At 45.5% G+C, this 15,887-nt stretch carries 19 protein-coding genes; 18 read left to right on the top strand and 1 reads right to left on the bottom strand.

Annotation, left to right across the window (positions count from 1 at the left end; translation table 11 throughout):
• The first annotated feature begins 1 nt into the window (after position 1).
• Positions 2 to 775, top strand: a complete 774-nt coding sequence (pstB, locus tag ACQCN2_RS21950; RefSeq protein WP_426931187.1) for a phosphate ABC transporter ATP-binding protein PstB — start codon at positions 2 to 4, stop codon at positions 773 to 775.
• Between the two features lie 142 nt (positions 776 to 917).
• Here pstB (ACQCN2_RS21950) and ACQCN2_RS21945 read toward each other — a convergent pair whose 3' ends face one another.
• Positions 918 to 2,951: a methyl-accepting chemotaxis protein gene (locus ACQCN2_RS21945; protein WP_426931101.1), complete on the bottom strand. Its 2,034-nt coding sequence runs from the start codon at positions 2,949 to 2,951 to the stop codon at positions 918 to 920.
• 314 nt (positions 2,952 to 3,265) lie between these two features.
• On the opposite strand from ACQCN2_RS21945, the gene pstB (ACQCN2_RS21940) reads away from it, so the two are divergent.
• The 17 genes from pstB (ACQCN2_RS21940) to sigB all read left to right on the top strand — a co-directional run bounded on the left by pstB (ACQCN2_RS21940) (position 3,266) and on the right by sigB (position 15,699).
• The gene (gene pstB / locus ACQCN2_RS21940) at positions 3,266 to 4,018 is read left to right on the top strand and encodes a phosphate ABC transporter ATP-binding protein PstB (protein WP_426931100.1); all 753 of its coding nucleotides are present in this window, start codon (positions 3,266 to 3,268) and stop codon (positions 4,016 to 4,018) included.
• A gap of 127 nt (positions 4,019 to 4,145) precedes the next feature.
• Positions 4,146 to 4,538 (top strand): hypothetical protein, encoded by a 393-nt coding sequence (locus ACQCN2_RS21935; RefSeq protein WP_426931099.1) that lies wholly within the window; start codon positions 4,146 to 4,148, stop codon positions 4,536 to 4,538.
• Between the two features lie 3 nt (positions 4,539 to 4,541).
• Entirely contained in the window at positions 4,542 to 5,108 is a 567-nt protein-coding gene (locus ACQCN2_RS21930) for a gluconate 2-dehydrogenase subunit 3 family protein (protein ID WP_426931098.1), read from the top strand.
• Positions 5,095 to 6,732 (top strand): GMC family oxidoreductase, encoded by a 1,638-nt coding sequence (locus ACQCN2_RS21925; protein WP_426931097.1) that lies wholly within the window; start codon positions 5,095 to 5,097, stop codon positions 6,730 to 6,732. The genes ACQCN2_RS21930 and ACQCN2_RS21925 overlap by 14 nt, the downstream gene beginning before the upstream one ends.
• A gap of 95 nt (positions 6,733 to 6,827) precedes the next feature.
• The gene (locus ACQCN2_RS21920) at positions 6,828 to 7,169 is read left to right on the top strand and encodes an ArsR/SmtB family transcription factor (protein ID WP_426931096.1); all 342 of its coding nucleotides are present in this window, start codon (positions 6,828 to 6,830) and stop codon (positions 7,167 to 7,169) included.
• Positions 7,170 to 7,312: 143 nt separating this feature from the next.
• Positions 7,313 to 7,498, top strand: a complete 186-nt coding sequence (locus tag ACQCN2_RS21915; RefSeq protein WP_426931095.1) for a gamma-type small acid-soluble spore protein — start codon at positions 7,313 to 7,315, stop codon at positions 7,496 to 7,498.
• A 374-nt stretch (positions 7,499 to 7,872) separates the two neighbouring features.
• Positions 7,873 to 8,256, top strand: coding sequence for a holo-ACP synthase (gene acpS, locus ACQCN2_RS21910; RefSeq protein ID WP_426931094.1), 384 nt, complete (start codon positions 7,873 to 7,875; stop codon positions 8,254 to 8,256).
• Positions 8,257 to 8,521: 265 nt separating this feature from the next.
• Positions 8,522 to 9,550, top strand: coding sequence for a DUF4367 domain-containing protein (locus ACQCN2_RS21905; RefSeq protein ID WP_426931093.1), 1,029 nt, complete (start codon positions 8,522 to 8,524; stop codon positions 9,548 to 9,550).
• A gap of 353 nt (positions 9,551 to 9,903) precedes the next feature.
• On the top strand, positions 9,904 to 10,344 hold the full coding sequence (locus ACQCN2_RS21900) for a hypothetical protein (protein WP_426931092.1): 441 nt from the start codon (positions 9,904 to 9,906) through the stop codon (positions 10,342 to 10,344).
• 87 nt (positions 10,345 to 10,431) lie between these two features.
• Positions 10,432 to 11,616 (top strand): alanine racemase, encoded by a 1,185-nt coding sequence (gene alr / locus ACQCN2_RS21895; RefSeq protein ID WP_426931091.1) that lies wholly within the window; start codon positions 10,432 to 10,434, stop codon positions 11,614 to 11,616.
• A 182-nt stretch (positions 11,617 to 11,798) separates the two neighbouring features.
• Positions 11,799 to 12,104: a CopG family ribbon-helix-helix protein gene (locus tag ACQCN2_RS21890; RefSeq protein WP_426931090.1), complete on the top strand. Its 306-nt coding sequence runs from the start codon at positions 11,799 to 11,801 to the stop codon at positions 12,102 to 12,104.
• Positions 12,105 to 12,107: 3 nt separating this feature from the next.
• On the top strand, positions 12,108 to 12,458 hold the full coding sequence (locus ACQCN2_RS21885; protein ID WP_426931089.1) for a type II toxin-antitoxin system PemK/MazF family toxin: 351 nt from the start codon (positions 12,108 to 12,110) through the stop codon (positions 12,456 to 12,458).
• A 189-nt stretch (positions 12,459 to 12,647) separates the two neighbouring features.
• Entirely contained in the window at positions 12,648 to 13,055 is a 408-nt protein-coding gene (locus ACQCN2_RS21880) for an anti-sigma regulatory factor (protein ID WP_426931088.1), read from the top strand.
• A complete protein-coding gene (locus tag ACQCN2_RS21875) occupies positions 13,055 to 14,059 on the top strand; it encodes a PP2C family protein-serine/threonine phosphatase (RefSeq protein WP_426931087.1) in 1,005 nt (334 codons plus the stop codon). The genes ACQCN2_RS21880 and ACQCN2_RS21875 overlap by 1 nt, the downstream gene beginning before the upstream one ends.
• Before the next feature lie 62 nt (positions 14,060 to 14,121).
• Entirely contained in the window at positions 14,122 to 14,460 is a 339-nt protein-coding gene (locus ACQCN2_RS21870) for an anti-sigma factor antagonist (RefSeq protein ID WP_426931086.1), read from the top strand.
• Positions 14,457 to 14,942 (top strand): anti-sigma B factor RsbW, encoded by a 486-nt coding sequence (gene rsbW / locus ACQCN2_RS21865; RefSeq protein ID WP_426931085.1) that lies wholly within the window; start codon positions 14,457 to 14,459, stop codon positions 14,940 to 14,942. The genes ACQCN2_RS21870 and rsbW overlap by 4 nt, the downstream gene beginning before the upstream one ends.
• Positions 14,908 to 15,699: an RNA polymerase sigma factor SigB gene (gene sigB, locus ACQCN2_RS21860; RefSeq protein ID WP_426931186.1), complete on the top strand. Its 792-nt coding sequence runs from the start codon at positions 14,908 to 14,910 to the stop codon at positions 15,697 to 15,699. Before rsbW ends, sigB begins: the two co-directional genes overlap by 35 nt.
• The last annotated feature ends 188 nt before the right edge of the window (positions 15,700 to 15,887 follow it).

Raw genomic sequence — 15,887 nt, 5'->3', positions numbered from 1 at the left:
GATGAATACGCTTGAAGCTACCGATACAATTATTCAAACCAAGGATCTTAGTGTTTATTACGGGGAGAAGAAGGCGGTAAAAGAAGTATCCCTGGAAGTGGAACGCAATTCCGTCATGGCTTTTATAGGTCCGTCCGGTTGTGGGAAGTCTACTTTTTTACGAAGCATTAATCGAATGAATGACCTCATATCCGGCTGCCGAGTTACGGGTTCCATAAAGATAGAAGACACCGAAGTGAATAATCACAATGTAAATATTGAAGGACTCCGTCAAATTGTAGGGATGGTTTTTCAGCGACCTAATCCATTTTTTAAATCCATTTATGAAAATATAGCCTTTGCCCCAAGATTTCATGGCACTAAAAACAAATCAAGTCTGGATGAAATTGTTGAACAGAGCTTGCGTAAGGCGGCTTTGTGGGATGAAGTAAAGGATCGCTTGCATAGCTCTGCGCTTTCATTATCAGGTGGGCAGCAGCAGCGTCTATGTATTGCCAGAACCATTGCCATGCAGCCATCCATTCTTTTGCTGGATGAACCGGCCTCCGCGCTTGATCCAATCTCCACATTGAAGATTGAAGAGCTGATCACGGAATTAAAAGAAGAATACACCATTGTAATCGTTACCCATAACATGCATCAAGCTGCGCGTATTTCCGATAAAACGGCTTTCTTCCTTATGGGAGAATTAATTGAGTTAAATGATACCTCTGTTCTGTTTACGAACCCTACGAGAAAAGAGACAGAGGATTACATCAGCGGACGATTTGGTTGATCTCATGCCCCGACTAACATGTCCGATAAAGCGAAGACCCTTGTGCTTGATCACGAAGCACAAGGGTCTTTTCGTTTGTAAACGAGCAGCAAGGTGAGCAGCCGGCCAGCGGATGACCAGCAGGTGCTTCTCGCCAGCCTGCTTAAATTGCGTTTCCGTCTCCCAAGAGGGCTGGGTTTTCATCGCGCAGCTGAAAGTAGGAAATCTCTGACTCCAATCCTTCGACAAGCTCTATTAACTCTTTGGAATCATCGGAGAACTGTTGAGAGATTGTGGCGCTTTCTTGGGTAGAGGCAACCGCCTGCTGGAAGCCCGTGAACACATTTTCATACGAATTGTACAGATTGCCTACATCTTCTTTTATCACAAGGCTCTGCGTATTAATGGACTGGGAGAATTGCTCGATAACTTGCAACCTTTGACGCAACTCCTGCGTCCTGTTCACAATCTTGGAGAAAATATCAATAGTAGAGTCTAATGTTTCAATTCCTTCAACGGAGGCCTTATCGGTTTGTGTTAGTCGGGTGGCCACAGTCTGTAATTTATCTTGAACTTGATTCAAAACTTGCTCGATTTCGGATGTCGCAAGTTCTGTTTGCTCCGATAGAGCTCGAATTTCGTCTGCGACCACACCGAACCCCAGACCGTGTTGGCCAGCTCGGGACGCCTCGATTCGAGCGTTAAGGGAGAGGAGCTTGGTTCGCTTGGAGATCGTGATGATGGTAGAAAGAATAAGCGTAACCGCTTGAATACTTTGATTGAGATCAGCGAACGCGAGATGGGAAGACTGCATGTCATCCACGATTCTTCCCATATCCTTCTGTAAGTGATTCACGGCTTCCGTCGCTTGCAAGGTTTGGTTTTGAGCTTCATCTCCAAGGCGGGACGCTTCATCGATGTTTTCTTTTATGGTGCTTATTTCGTTGGTGATCTCATCTACTGTGGTACGAATTTGGTTCATTTGCTCTCGTTGTACTTCAATTTCCGATGCCAGATGATCCGTCATCGAGACAACATTCATCTGTGTGGCGAACGTAATCTGAGAACTTGTCGAGACGTTCTGGGCGATGGATTTGACATTGTTGATGACACAGGAGATACGAGTAATGATATGGGAGAGCTTTTGACTCATTCCATTGAAGCTTTCCGCCAAATGCTGAATTTCATCTTGTGTCTGGACGCAGATCGTTTGTGTCAGATCTCCCTCGCTGAATTTCTCAATTTTTTGCTGGACTTCTTTGATCGGAACGACCATTTTTCGAACATAAAGCCAGAGTACGGTAGAGAGGAGTACCAAACTAAGCACGGAGACGACAAGCGTAACGGATTGCAGCTTATATATGTCTTTTTTCGCTTCCGAATCTGCCTGTGCGACGAGGAATCCCCATCGGAGCTTGGGATTGAAGTCATAGGCTGATGTATACGATGTATTCTGCTGTTCCATCTGTCCGATTCCGGAATGTCCAGCTATCACATCACGTACAATATTTAGATCCTTTAAGGATGGATTGGATAATACATATTGTTGGTTAGGGTGAGCGATAAGGTTTCCTTTTTGGTCGACTACAAAAACGTATCCAGTCTCACCAATATGAATGGATTTAATGAACTCACTTAGTTTGGATACAGATACGAAGGAAACCACGACACCTTTGATCTGTTCATCTTCTGTATACACCGGGATAGAGATCGCGATCTTGGGGAACTCTGTTTGGGAAAAGCGGAAGACGTCGGAGATATAGGCTCCTTTCGACTCAATTGCACCCTTGTACCAGTCTGTATTACGCGGGTCATAATTACTATCCGTAGGTGACCCCGGGTACGTAATATATTTACCATCGATGGTCGCGTATTGAATTTCGGATATATCTTTGTTTTGGTTTACAATATCCGTAAAAATATCAAAGGCTTGTCCATTGGTGATCGTATTATGCTTGGCAATCATTGTATATGTATTTAAAGAAGAAAGAATAGAATCTAAGCGGGAATTAACGGCTTGAATGGAACTTGTCGTGGCTTGGGCAAGCAAGTTTTGTGTTTTTTGATCCACGATGGTTTTGGCCTCATAGCCAATACTTGCTGCCATGATGATCATCATGACCAATACAATTGAAGATATACCAAAGAATAGACGAAGCAAGATGGAACGATTTCGTTTGGTGAATCTCTTCTTCAATTTCAACACTCCTCTGTCTTCCTAAACACAGGTCTATTGTAAGTTTGGCTGTAGAGGGAGTCGATACAATTGGCAAAATCTTTAAATAAAGTTTACATTAGCTAAATAATAAGGGTGAATGACTTATTTTGATTTCATCTAAACTTTACAAAACATAAACAGAATCACAACATTCACCTGATATTGTAAACATGATAAATTGTTTTGAGTATGCTGATTTGATCCACATCTGGACGAATTGATACACATAAATTACGCCCCGGCCCATCGTCGGGAGGTTTCTCAAGTCTGTTGGATAAAGGGGAGTCCTTCTAGTGAACATCATAGACGTTCGTGATCTCAACCTCTACTATGGCAAACACCATGCCCTGCTGAATATTAGTATGGATATGCAAGAAAATAGCATTACGGCTTTAATTGGACCTTCTGGTTGCGGTAAATCTACCTTTTTACGGACCTTGAACCGAATGAATGATACGATTCCCAATGTGCGAATTACAGGCAGCGTGCAAGTAAACGGACAAGATATCTATGATTCGAAGATAGAAGTGGAAGAGCTTCGCAAAAATATTGGGATGGTTTTTCAGCAGCCTAACCCGTTTCCCAAAAGCATCTATGAAAATATAGCGTACGGCCCTAAACTTCATGGCATAACCAATCGAACCACATTGGATGAGCTCGTGGAAACAAGCCTCAAGTCCTCCGCATTGTGGGATGAGGTGAAAGACGTGTTGAAAAAACCCGCACATGGCTTGTCAGGTGGACAACAACAGCGTCTCTGTATAGCGCGAGCGCTGGCCGTTCAACCCAAGATCATTCTCATGGATGAACCAACCTCCGCGCTTGATCCGATTTCTACAGCCAAAATCGAAGAGCTTCTTGATGAACTGAAAACATCCTATACGATTGTGATTGTCACTCATAATATGCAGCAAGCCGCGCGGATCTCTGATAAAACGGCCTTCTTCTTAAACGGTGACCTTGTTGAGTATGATGCGACTCCAGTGATCTTCCAGAACCCATGCGACAAGCGAACAGAGGATTACATTACGGGTCGATTCGGATAATAGCATGAACAAGCGATTTACTCTCCCTTTCTTCATGGAAGGGGGAGTTTTTTATGTATGAGACCCCTCTCGGTAAGGAAACAATTGGATTAGGTAATAGAATCCATGTTCAATGGAGGTACGTATTATGTGGGTTGGCTGGCCTTTGGAAAGAGTTTTGCTTTTGTTTGTAGGGTTAGCGTTTCTATTAATTTTTGTTCAGGTGACCATGTTTCATTCCCGGCAAAATTTCCACCATTGGTCGATGTGGATTCCCGTACTGGCGACGCCGGTTGATGGAGTTGTTTCCCTGTTGCTTGCCTTTTACCCGGTCACGTGGATGAAGGTCTTGTTTACCATTTTGATGTGGGTATCGGTTTTTGCGGGGGGATTCGGCGCTTATCGGCACACGGTCGGTGTAAGGCAGCGGGTTGGGGGATATTCCCAGAGGCAGAACTTTCTTGTGGGTCCGCCTATTATACTTCCGACCTTAATTACGGCAATCGGCGCAGTCGGCCTACTCGCGCTTTATTGGAGGTAGCTTATGTCGAGAGAGAGTCAATATCCTGGCTATGACGTCTGGGAAGAACATCAGGAATGGGATGAGCATACACGTTCTATCGTAATGAAACGAAAAACACCACAAGTGATCTATCAGTATCTCAACAGTGAAGAAGCGATGACGTTACAGGCTGCGATCTATTTGCTTGTAGATGATCAGCGGTTGGAGGTCACAACCTATGTCTTGCAGCATCTGGACGAATCCCTGGCGAGTGAAATTGGCGAGAGTCAGCGTAAACAGGACGTCCTTGTGCAGAAAGCACTCTTCCGGGATGGGCTCGGCAGGATGGAGCTGCTTAGTCATCAAGCGTATGGAACGAATTTTGTCACGTTGAAATGGGATCAACAAACAGAGGTGCTCCGGGCAACGGAACAAGAGTACCCCGAATTTTTCAAGAAGCTTTTAAAGAAGGTCGTGGAAGCCTACTACTCTCATCCGATTGTTTGGTCCGATATTGGCTACGGAGGGCCTGCATACCCACGAGGGTACGTTCGAGTTGAGAAAGGTTTGGTAGACCCTTGGGAGGCGAAAAAGAATGGAAAATCATGATCGTGTCACGCATCATAGCCTTCACTATGCGGGGCATCGCTCCAATCAATTGGACAAGCGGAAATACGCGGACGGGGCAGATGTATGTATTGTCGGAGCGGGTGCGGCGGGTGGTGTCCTGGCCTTCGAATTGGCCAAAGCCGGTTTGAAGGTTGTCGTGATTGAAGCAGGTCCATTCTGGAATCCGCAAACGGACTTCGCAAGTGACGAGCTTGCCACGCGTAATCTAGCTTGGCAGGATACGCGGATTGTGGCTGGCGATAATCCCTTGTCTATGGGGCATAACAATTCAGGAAGGGGTGTAGGGGGAGGTACGGTTCATTTTACCGGCGTCTTTTTGCGGTTTCACGAGAGTGACTTTATGACGCATACAGTAGACGGTGTAGGCGAGGATTGGCCGATTCGTTATGAGGATTTGGCTCCCTATTACGACAAGATTGAGAAGGATATTGCGGTTTCTGGTCCTGACCATTTTCCGTGGGGTTCTTTCAACGGCCCTTACCCCTATCCTGTGCGCGAGCCGATCAGTGCCAATTCGCAATTGTTTCGTGAAGCCTGCGAGAAACTTGGCTATGACAGTGTCGTAGCTCCGTTAGCGATTTTGTCGGCGCCTTTTGATGGTCGTCCACCATGTATTAATCGCGGTTTCTGTAATCAAGGCTGTATGCCCAACGCCAAGTATAGCGGGCTTATCCACCATATCCCCAAAGCGATTGAACACGGCGCAGAGATCTTATCGGATTGTATGGTGACTTTACTTGAAACCGATGGAAGCAAAATTACTTCTGTCGTATTTCGTCATGGCGACACGACCTATAGACAAACGGCGCAGGTTTTTATCCTGGCAGGCTTCGTTGTGGAGACTCCAAGGCTCTTGTTGCATTCAGCCACTCCTCATTTTCCAAATGGACTGGCCAACTCCAGCGGCTGGGTGGGAAAAGCGATCATGCCTCACAGCAGTCAGGATGTTTATGGAATTTTATCGGATGAAGTCCGTATTTATAAAGGAACTCCCGTTTTGGCCTTGACTCAGCATTTTTATGAGACAGACCAAAAGCGGGGATTTGCCAGAGGGTATACACTGAGCGCTCATGGATCCAGGCCCGTTGCTATAGCGACAGGCATCGCTAGCCAACGGATGGACGGGAAAATGCTATGGGGAAAAGAACTGCGGGAAGCGATGTTGGATTACAACCAATATGCTCGGATTACGCTGGTAGGGGAAGTGCTTCCGAATCCGGCCAACGATGTTACGCTTACCAACGAGAAGGACGAGTACGGCATTCCGCGCGCCAAAGTAACCTTTACTTACGGAGAGAATGATCGCAAGCTGATTGCTCATGCAATTGACCAGATGAATGAATTAATCCATGCAATGGGGGGAAAACCTGCCCATGTTGTAGATGATACGGCTCATCTGATGGGAGGGTGTCGCATGGGGAATGATCCGAGATCGTCAGTCGTCAATTCATTCGGTCAAAGTCATGATATTCCAAACTTGTATCTAGCGGGGGCTAGTATTTTCGTCACCTCGTCGGGAAGTAATCCGACCAACACCGTCATGGCCTTGGCGGCAAGAACGGCCGATCACATCGTATCATCCTTCAAGCAGCAGACCCTATGAATGCATACCCCGCCAAAAATCGGCATCTATTGAAGCATTTGTGATACCTATAGTATACTGATTAGCGTATAAACAAAAGCAAAGGCGGGGTAAAGATGGAACCCACGGATATGATGCAAATCTTGTACATGGCCGATATATTTAAACTATTGGGAGATAAAACGCGTCTCACCATTATGGCTTTACTTTATGTTCAGTCCATGTGTGTACGAGATCTTGTGGAAATCTTGCAGGCGTCGCAACCATCAGTGTCCCAACATCTTGCCAAACTGCGTTCGCACGGTCTAGTAAAAGAAACACGCAAAGGAGCATGGGTGTTCTATTCCATTAATGCGGAAAGCACACCGGTTGTTGCCCAAATTCTGCAACAGCTGCCCACATTCAAACAGTACGTAGAACGTTTACGAGAACAAACTGTTTCGGTTGTCGCCAATTAACTGCAAGAATTTCTTTTAAATAATTCCCTGTAGCGCTTATCATTATGTTTTAACTTACTGGCAAAACAGGAAAATAGTGTGTGGATACGACTCGGTGTTGCTGTACAAATTAAGGTCAGCAATGTCGAGGAGGTGATTTTGAAATGGCGAAAAGCAATCAAATGAACCCAGCAGCGACTCCTGCTAACGCATCAGCTAACGCAGCAGCTCGCGCAGCTAGCCAATCCACTGCTACAGAATTTGCAAGTGAGACCAACGTAGCGCAGGTTCGTAAGCAAAACCAACAATCTGCTGCACGTGCTTCTCAACAAAACAACGCAACTGAGTAATCGAGTGAGAACCCCCATCTAGCATGGGGGTTTTCTAATTAATACTCGAAAGTTCAATTGCTTTACAGTAGTAAAGTAATTCAACTTATCCTTTCGCGTAAGCCCGCCAAGAAAAGATTTCGTCGCTTGTAGTCTCCTTGGAAGTGATGCCGAGGGAAAGAACGGAGAAAGGGATAAGAGTCGCCACCCAACCCCTTTAGGGGCGCGAAGCGTTTGGCGACTCCCTTTCGTAGTGAAAGAGCGGACTTTCCCACTTCATTGCGAACTTCCACAGAGCGAAAAGGGACGAAGTCTTTTCTTTTTTTCAAGACATATGGTATCGTGCCAGTATACATAAAGAACTACCGGAATTATTTGGTGAAGGAGTCGTATCTATGATTATTGGGGTAGGTTCAGATATTGTGGAAATTGATCGGATTGCTGCTTTAATCCAACGAAAAGGCTCATTTTTGAATCGGATTCTCACAGAAAGAGAACAAACTTATCTTGCCAATCGATCGGCGGAGCGAACCGTCGAGTTTGTAGCGGGTCGATTTGCAGCCAAGGAAGCGGTAGCCAAAGCCTTAGGGACAGGCATTGGAAGGCTGCTAAGCTTTCAAGACATGGAGATTATCCCAGATTCGATGGGGAAACCCACTGTCGTTTTAAGTCAGAGAGTGCTTACGGAGCATTCGCTTGCTGATCGAAGCAATATCCATCTAACGATTTCGCATAGCCGCACGTTTGCGATTGCTTATGTGGTGATCGAACGAATTTAACTTGTCTGCATATTGGGACGAGAAGGGTCATAAGTATATATCGCATAGATTAGGAGGGACTACCCTGATCTTGAACAGGAAGGTGTTGGGTTCGATTCCAGTTCGAGCGATATTGAGTCAAGCTTATGGCCTGCGACATGTTCTTACAGACTTGGTGATTTAGGTGATGACACGATTCCTGAGCTGTGAACTTAGCCTGACAAATTTCCTAGGAAATAGACAGGGCGCCCTTCTTTGTCGAAAATAGATGAGGAGGGTTATAACGATGAGACGGGGAGCTTTATGGTTAGCACTACTGCTTGTCCTTTCCGTTTTCACAGGGGGTTGCTTTGGACAGAAGTCGCCGGAAGATGTAGTAGGAGATTTGAGCAGTACCCTGAACAAAATGACGGGGTATAAGACGAGTGCGGTGCTTACTTTGCAAACTGGTTCAACACCGCAGCAGTATGATGTTCAAGTTTGGTATGCCAAACCAACCAATTATCGGGTGGCGCTCACATCCAAACAACGGAACATTACCCAGATTATTTTGCGCAATGATGAAGGTGTCTTCGTGCTGACCCCGCATTTGAACAAAAGCTTCCGTTTCCAAAGCGGCTGGCCGGAAAACAATGGACCACTTTATCTGTATGAAACGCTCGTCAGAAGTATTGTAGACGACACAGAACGTCAATTGAAAATGGATAACAAGCAATACGTTTTTGAAGTGAAAGCAAACTACAGCGGAAATCGCTCCCTTACCAAACAAAAAATCTGGTTAACGCAAGATTTTAAACCGGCTAAGGCAGAAATTATGGATAACAATATGAACAAATTGGTGGAAATCCAATTTAATGATTTTACGTTTGACCCAGCTTTTGATAAAGATGCGTTTGAAAAGGATCGCAACATGACGAGCGCCATTAACGCAATTCCTACTCTTGCCCAGGGAAGTGCCAAGAAACACCCGAACAAAGATTTTGGCGTCATTGAGCCAACTTATCTGCCAGAAGGTGTTCATCAAGTAGGAGTTGAACCAATTAAGCGGAATGGTGAGCGGACCATCGTTTTACAGTATAAAGGGGCGTACAATTACAAATTGCTCGAATCACGTCCAACTGCGGCAACCGTCTCCTATGAAAATGGAGAGCCAATGAATCTCGATTTCACCATTGGCGTATTGACGCAAAGCACGGAGAACTATCGAGCGCTCACATGGGAGCTTGACGGCGTAGAATTTACGCTAGCGGGTGACTTACCGGAGGAAGAAATGGTGAAAGTGGCCAAAGCCACGTACGGACAAGGCGGTAAATAATGCAAGCTTACCCATCAAAAACTGCTGGCACGTTGTGCTGGCGGTTTTTTTACATTCAGCGAACGACAGAAAAGAGCATTGTCACTTGCCCCCTCTCATCGGGGGGTCGAAACACAGTCTCCTTGGAGGTGATGCTTAGCGAAAGAAAGGAGAAAGGGAAAAGAGTCGCCACCCAACCCCGCAGGGGCGCGAAGCGTTTGGCGGCTCCCTTTCGGAGAGAGAGAGCGGACTTCCCAACTTCTATGCGAACCTCCACAGAGCGAAAAGGGACAATGCTCTTTTCTTACATTGACACACCCGCCCAAAAAGCGATAAGATACGTCATAGCCTAGACGTGAGGTGACCGAAGTCAAATGAAGAAATCCAACGATGAAATACTCTTTCAATCGGAATCAGGCTATTCCGATCTGTTGATGCGGAAAAGTCTGAAATTACGAATCCTTGAGACCTGCCTTTTTTTATTTGGCATGCTATTTGCCTCTAATTTTATAGATGCAAAAAGCGGTACGTTTAAAGTAATTGCGATTTCCATTGCGATTGCGGTTGTCGGATTAGCTCCGTTTTTTTACAAAATGGTGCTGCGACCCAGGTACACCCTTACTAAAACACAGTTAATCGTCTCCATTTCGGGTAAAGAAACGGCCTATTCACTCGATCAAGTGGAACCGCTTATCCAGGGACGCCACTTCTATAAATTAAATGGCAAACGTGAATCCTTAATGGTTTCCCGTGAGTTTCTTTCTCATTTAGAGGAGAGGTTAGCTTTGTTTCAAAAGAAATCAAAAAGGCGATAAATGAAACTAACAATAAATGATTGAATGAATTGAAGCGTGAGAAAAGCGTGAAAAAGCGTGAAAAAGCGTTAAAACGAGGCGATAGAGATGAAGACTTATTGTCGAGATACTTGGATCGAAATTGATTTGGACGCAATTCGAGCAAATGTTACGTCACTGAGAAACCATCTTTCAGAAAAAACAGCGATTATGGCAGTCGTCAAAGCGGATGGGTATGGTCATGGAGCTGTTCAGGTTGCTCGGGAAGCGTTAGCGGCAGGTGCTAGTGAATTGGCGGTAGCCATGATAGATGAGGCTATTTTGCTTCGAAACGCCGGGATCACGGCACCGATACTGGTTCTCGGGTATACGCCGATCGACTCGATTCGTCAAGCAAGAAAACACGATGTACAGCTGACGGTCTATCATTCGGAGTGGATTCGACAGGCGTCTGAGATTTGCCAACAGGAATCATCGGATTTACCTGATTTGCGTATTCATTTAAAGCTGGATACGGGAATGGGACGGATCGGAATCCGAGAGACGGAGGATTTGCTCGCAATTGTCGAACTTCTTCAGCAATCGCCACTTCTTCAATGGTCTGGAATTTTTACGCATTTTGCCTGTGCGGATGAAGAGGATCTTACTCATGTCCGAGCACAGCACGATCGCTTTCAAGAAATGTTATCCGTGTTGAGAGATGCCGGTTATTCCTTGCCTCGGGTTCACTGCTGCAATTCGGCGGCAGCCATTGCTTTTCCAGAATGGGGGTATGATCTCGTGCGTTTCGGAATAGGTTTATACGGATTGTATCCTTCTGCCCACATCAAGCGATTAGGGATCATCGAGCTTCATAGCGCCTTGAGTCTTAAAACACGAATTACTCACTTGAAACGGATGCCTTATCCGTATACGGTCAGCTACGGAGCAACCTATACGGCGGGTTCCAACGAATTGATTGCGACACTTCCAATTGGATATGCGGATGGTTTTTCGCGGAATCTGTCCAACCGTGGAACGGTGCTTCATAACGGACAGAGAGCTTCTGTCGTCGGCAATGTTTGCATGGATCAAATGATGGTCAGACTGGAAGATAATGAAGCAGAGGTTGGTGACGAGGTCGTCGTGTATGGAAAACAGGGCGATGAGGAGGTCTCGCTTGATGAAGTGGCACAGCTTCTTGGTACGATCAACTACGAGGTAGCCTGCATGCTGAATGCCCGGATGCCGCGAGTCTATCTTCGTGACGGACGGATTGTTGAAATTTACCAAAGAACTCAATGCAAGTGTTAATATGTTACACTTTTTCTTTTGCAGGATTTTTGGTGATAAGCACGAATAAATTTTAGTTAGAACTCCACACAAACAGACAAATTATCGCTACTTTTTACGGATATAGGTATATTTTTGAAGCTGGTTCGACATAATGGTATTGTTATGAATGGAAAACGGTCGAACTTCTAATTAAGGTTGTTATGGTCAGCGGCTGGAGGTGGATTGTCTTGTCAAAGACAAATACAAAGCGAATCATGATTAGTCTGCCACAACATTTGTTACAAGAAGTGGACGGCGTGGTTGAAAAAGAAAAATCAAACCGAAGTGAATTAATTCGTCAAGCCATGAGCTTGTATCTCAAAGAGCGTAAAAAGCGTTTCATTCGAGAAACCATGCAAAAAGGCTATATGGAAATGGCTAAGATTAATTTAAACATGGCATCGGAGGCATTTGGCGCTGAAGAAGAAGCAGACCTTACTTTGGACCGCTTAGTTAGCGGGGTGTAGCCGGTGATTGTTAAACGTGGCGATGTATTTTTTGCGGATCTCTCTCCGGTTGTTGGATCTGAACAAGGGGGAGTAAGACCCGTTTTAGTTATTCAAAATGATATAGGGAACCGTTTTAGCCCAACGGTAATCGTCGCTGCCATCACGGCTCAGATCCAAAAGGCGAAACTTCCTACGCACGTAGAGATTAATGCGAAAATGTATGGCTTTGATCGAGATTCCGTCATTCTCTTGGAACAGATTCGGACGATTGATAAGCAGCGTCTTACTGACAAGATTACACATTTGGATGATGAAATGATGGAACGAGTAAATGAGTCCCTGCAAATCAGTTTAGGCTTAATTGATTTTTAAACGATATATGTCGCCACCCGAGTCTCGGAGACCCTGGTGGTTTTTTGTTGTGTAAATTATATTGAAAACGGATGACTCTACTGGGTTGGGGCAGGATTTATGCATGGATGCAGCGAATTTTACTCGTAAAGAGTTTTAGACAAAATTAGACATTATTTTCCATTGCTTTGCGAAGGGAGTCCCGCTTTGATGGACATGCCAGTATGCTTACAGATTCATACAGAACAAGATATTGTCACTGCACGGCATATTGGCAGATCGATCGCAAAGGATTTTGCGTTCGGCAATATTGAACAATCTCGGATTGCGACGGTAATCTCGGAGCTGGCGCGGAATATTTTTCTCTATGCCTACGTGGGGACGATTACCATTGATACGATTGAGCGAGAAGGAATGTTGGGCCTTCGTATACAGGCGAAGGATCGAGGTCCGGGGATTCCAGATATCCGTAGAGCGATGGAGGATGGTTTTTCAACTTCAGGAGGTTTGGGTGCCGGACTTCCGGGTGTGAAACGATTAATGGACGAATTTACTATAGAGAATATCCTTCAAGGAACCTATGTATCAGTTGTGAAATGGAGGAGGGAGCCGAATTAATGGTCCAGCAGCAGTTGGAGAAACAGTACGAGGAACTCTTGCGCGCGTACTTGGAGGGTCGAGGAGAAGACCAGCTATACTTTGGACAGCAATTGAGCAAGTGGTTTTTTACTCATGGCGTTGCTCCTGAAAACGTAGTGGATCTGCACTTGCAGGCGCTTCAACAAGTAAAAGAGCTGCCTGAATTTGTTCGGGATTCCTTTCAGTTGTTAATGGAAGTGATGATGGAATACGGGAATGCTTTCCGCGAATTTCACTCTCTTCGCCATAAGCAGAGACAGCTGGAGCAAGAGATAGAAGTTGCGGCGACCATGCAACAGACCTTCTTGACTGATTGGCTACCGTCCGTTCCTCAATTGGAAGTCGGCATCATCAGTGTCCCGGCCAAGAGAATGAGTGGAGATTACTATAATTTCTATCAGCACATGAATGGTGATTTCAGTGTCGCCATAGCGGATATTGTAGGGAAGGGAGTACCTGCCGCGCTCTGCATGTCGATGATCAAATATGGGATGGACAGCATGACGGTCGCCCAGATCACCCCACGACTGATGCTTCGTTATCTGAACAATGCTGTAGGAAAAAATATTGACCCCAGTATGTTTATTACCATGTTGTTTGGTCGATATGAACAAGATAAACATCAGTTTCATTACTCTGTCGCAGGTCACGAGCCAGGCTTTATTTACCGCGCCGCAGAAGATGCCTTTTACGATCTGGAAGGTCAGGGCATGGCGCTGGGGATTGCCGAAGATGTAACCTACCAGGAATATCTGATTGAACTGAATCCTGGCGATATGGTCATCCTTTTGACCGATGGAGTAACCGAAAGAAAAATAGGGGACACCTTTATGCAAAGAGAGGACCTGATCCACTTAATCAGGAGGAAGGTGGGGAGTACGGCCCAACAGATTGTGGATGATCTGTATCATCGATTACTGCAAATTTCCAACTTTGATCTACCTGACGACTATACAATGCTGGTACTACGTAGGCAACCATAGAAGAAGATACGATTACATATGGGAGTAGGTTGACTTCTGTAGAACTTATGGGGGGAACGGAATTGAATTTGTCACTTCGAACCAAGAGAAATGACAAGGGACAGGATGTATTGTTTGCAGGTGGGGAGGTAGACGCTTTTACGGCACCCCAATTGAAAGAATCATTGGTATCACTGATGCAGCAAGCGGACGTCCAGGTGGTTGTTCTTGATTTAACCGAGGTTATCTATATGGACAGTACGGGGGTAGGAGTCATCATCGGCGCCTTAAAAACCTGCAAGGCGAAAGGCCTGCAGCTTGTTTTGGAGAATGTGCCTCCGCGGATTGAACGCTTATTCAGAATTACTGGGCTTACTGAGGTCGTGACGATTAAACCGTTGCAAGGAGAGAAGCCAAAATGAGCGAACAACATGCAGACAAAGTAATCGAACTGACATTGCCCGCTGATGTAGAGTTTATCGGAATCGCTCGTTTACTCATGTCAGGTGTGGCTAATCGAATGGGCTTTGCTTATGACGAGATAGAAGATATCAAGTTGGCGGTTGCCGAAGCGTGTACGAATTCGGTTCGGCATGCTTATGAAGGCGGACAAACCGGCACATTCACCATCACAAGTACGCTTCACGAGGACCGTCTGGTGGTTCAAGTATCGGACAAAGGAAAAAGTTTTGATGCTTCTCAAATTAAAATGGCTCCGCTCGATCCGACAAAAGAGCTTGAAGAACTTACGGAAGGCGGTTTGGGGCTTTATTTGATTCATACACTGATGGATCAAGTAGAAATCAGATCAGATGATGGTATCCTGATTGAAATGGTCAAATATGTGCAGCGGGATGAGGTGGCTTATGTTGACAACGAATCCTCGCAGACACGGACTGAGTAAAGAAGATGCCTACGCGCTGATTGAACAGTTAAAAGAAAATCCCACGCCCGAAATTCAAACCGAATTGGTCCTTTATTACCGGGACTTGGTAGAATCGTTGGCAAGTCGATTTGCTCGCAGACATGAGATGGTTGAGGATCTGCGTCAGGTAGGGATGATTGGACTATTGGCGGCTTTCAGGCGTTACGACGCCTCTTTTGGTAGAAGCTTTGAAAGCTTTGCCGTTCCAACCATTGTGGGAGAGATTAAACGCTACATGCGAGATAAGACATGGAGCGTCCATGTTCCCCGCCGCATTAAGGAATTGGGGCCTCGAATCAAGAAAGCGATCGATGAGTTGACCATACAGCTCCAGCGCTCACCACAAATCGCGGACATTGCCGCTTTTGTCAAGGTAAGCGAGGAGGAAGTGCTGGAGACCCTGGAGATGGGACGCAACTATCATTCATTGTCGATGGACAGTGAAATTGAAGCGGAAATGGACGGCAACACCGTTACATTGTTGGATTTGATCGGACAAGCGGATAACGGATATGAGAAGATCGATCAGGAGATGTTAATCTCCAACTTGTTCCATGTCTTGACCGAGCGAGAAAAAAAGGTCATTTCTCTAACCTTTTACGAAAATCTCAGTCAAAAACAAGCGGGAGAAGTCTTGGGAATCTCTCAGATGCACATCTCTCGTCTGCAACGAAGAGCGCTTCATAAGCTGCGAGAAGCGATACGTTTAGATGAAACCATTAACGTAAAAAAGTAATCATGCGGATCATATTATTCATTTTAATCCTGAATATTGGAGCAAAGCGGTCGATTATTCGGCGGCTTTTTTTAATAGAGCCACCCACCCAATGCACAACGGCCTGCTGGTTTTGTCCGCCCGACATCCAATGAGATTCCCTAATTTGTGGTACAATGATTGGAGCTTAAGTTGGATCAGGAGGAGTA

The sequence above is a fragment of the Brevibacillus ginsengisoli genome (assembly GCF_050113715.1).
Classification (GTDB): Bacteria; Bacillota; Bacilli; order Brevibacillales; family Brevibacillaceae; genus Brevibacillus_H; species Brevibacillus_H ginsengisoli.
This window is presented reverse-complemented; position numbering and strand designations above follow the sequence as displayed.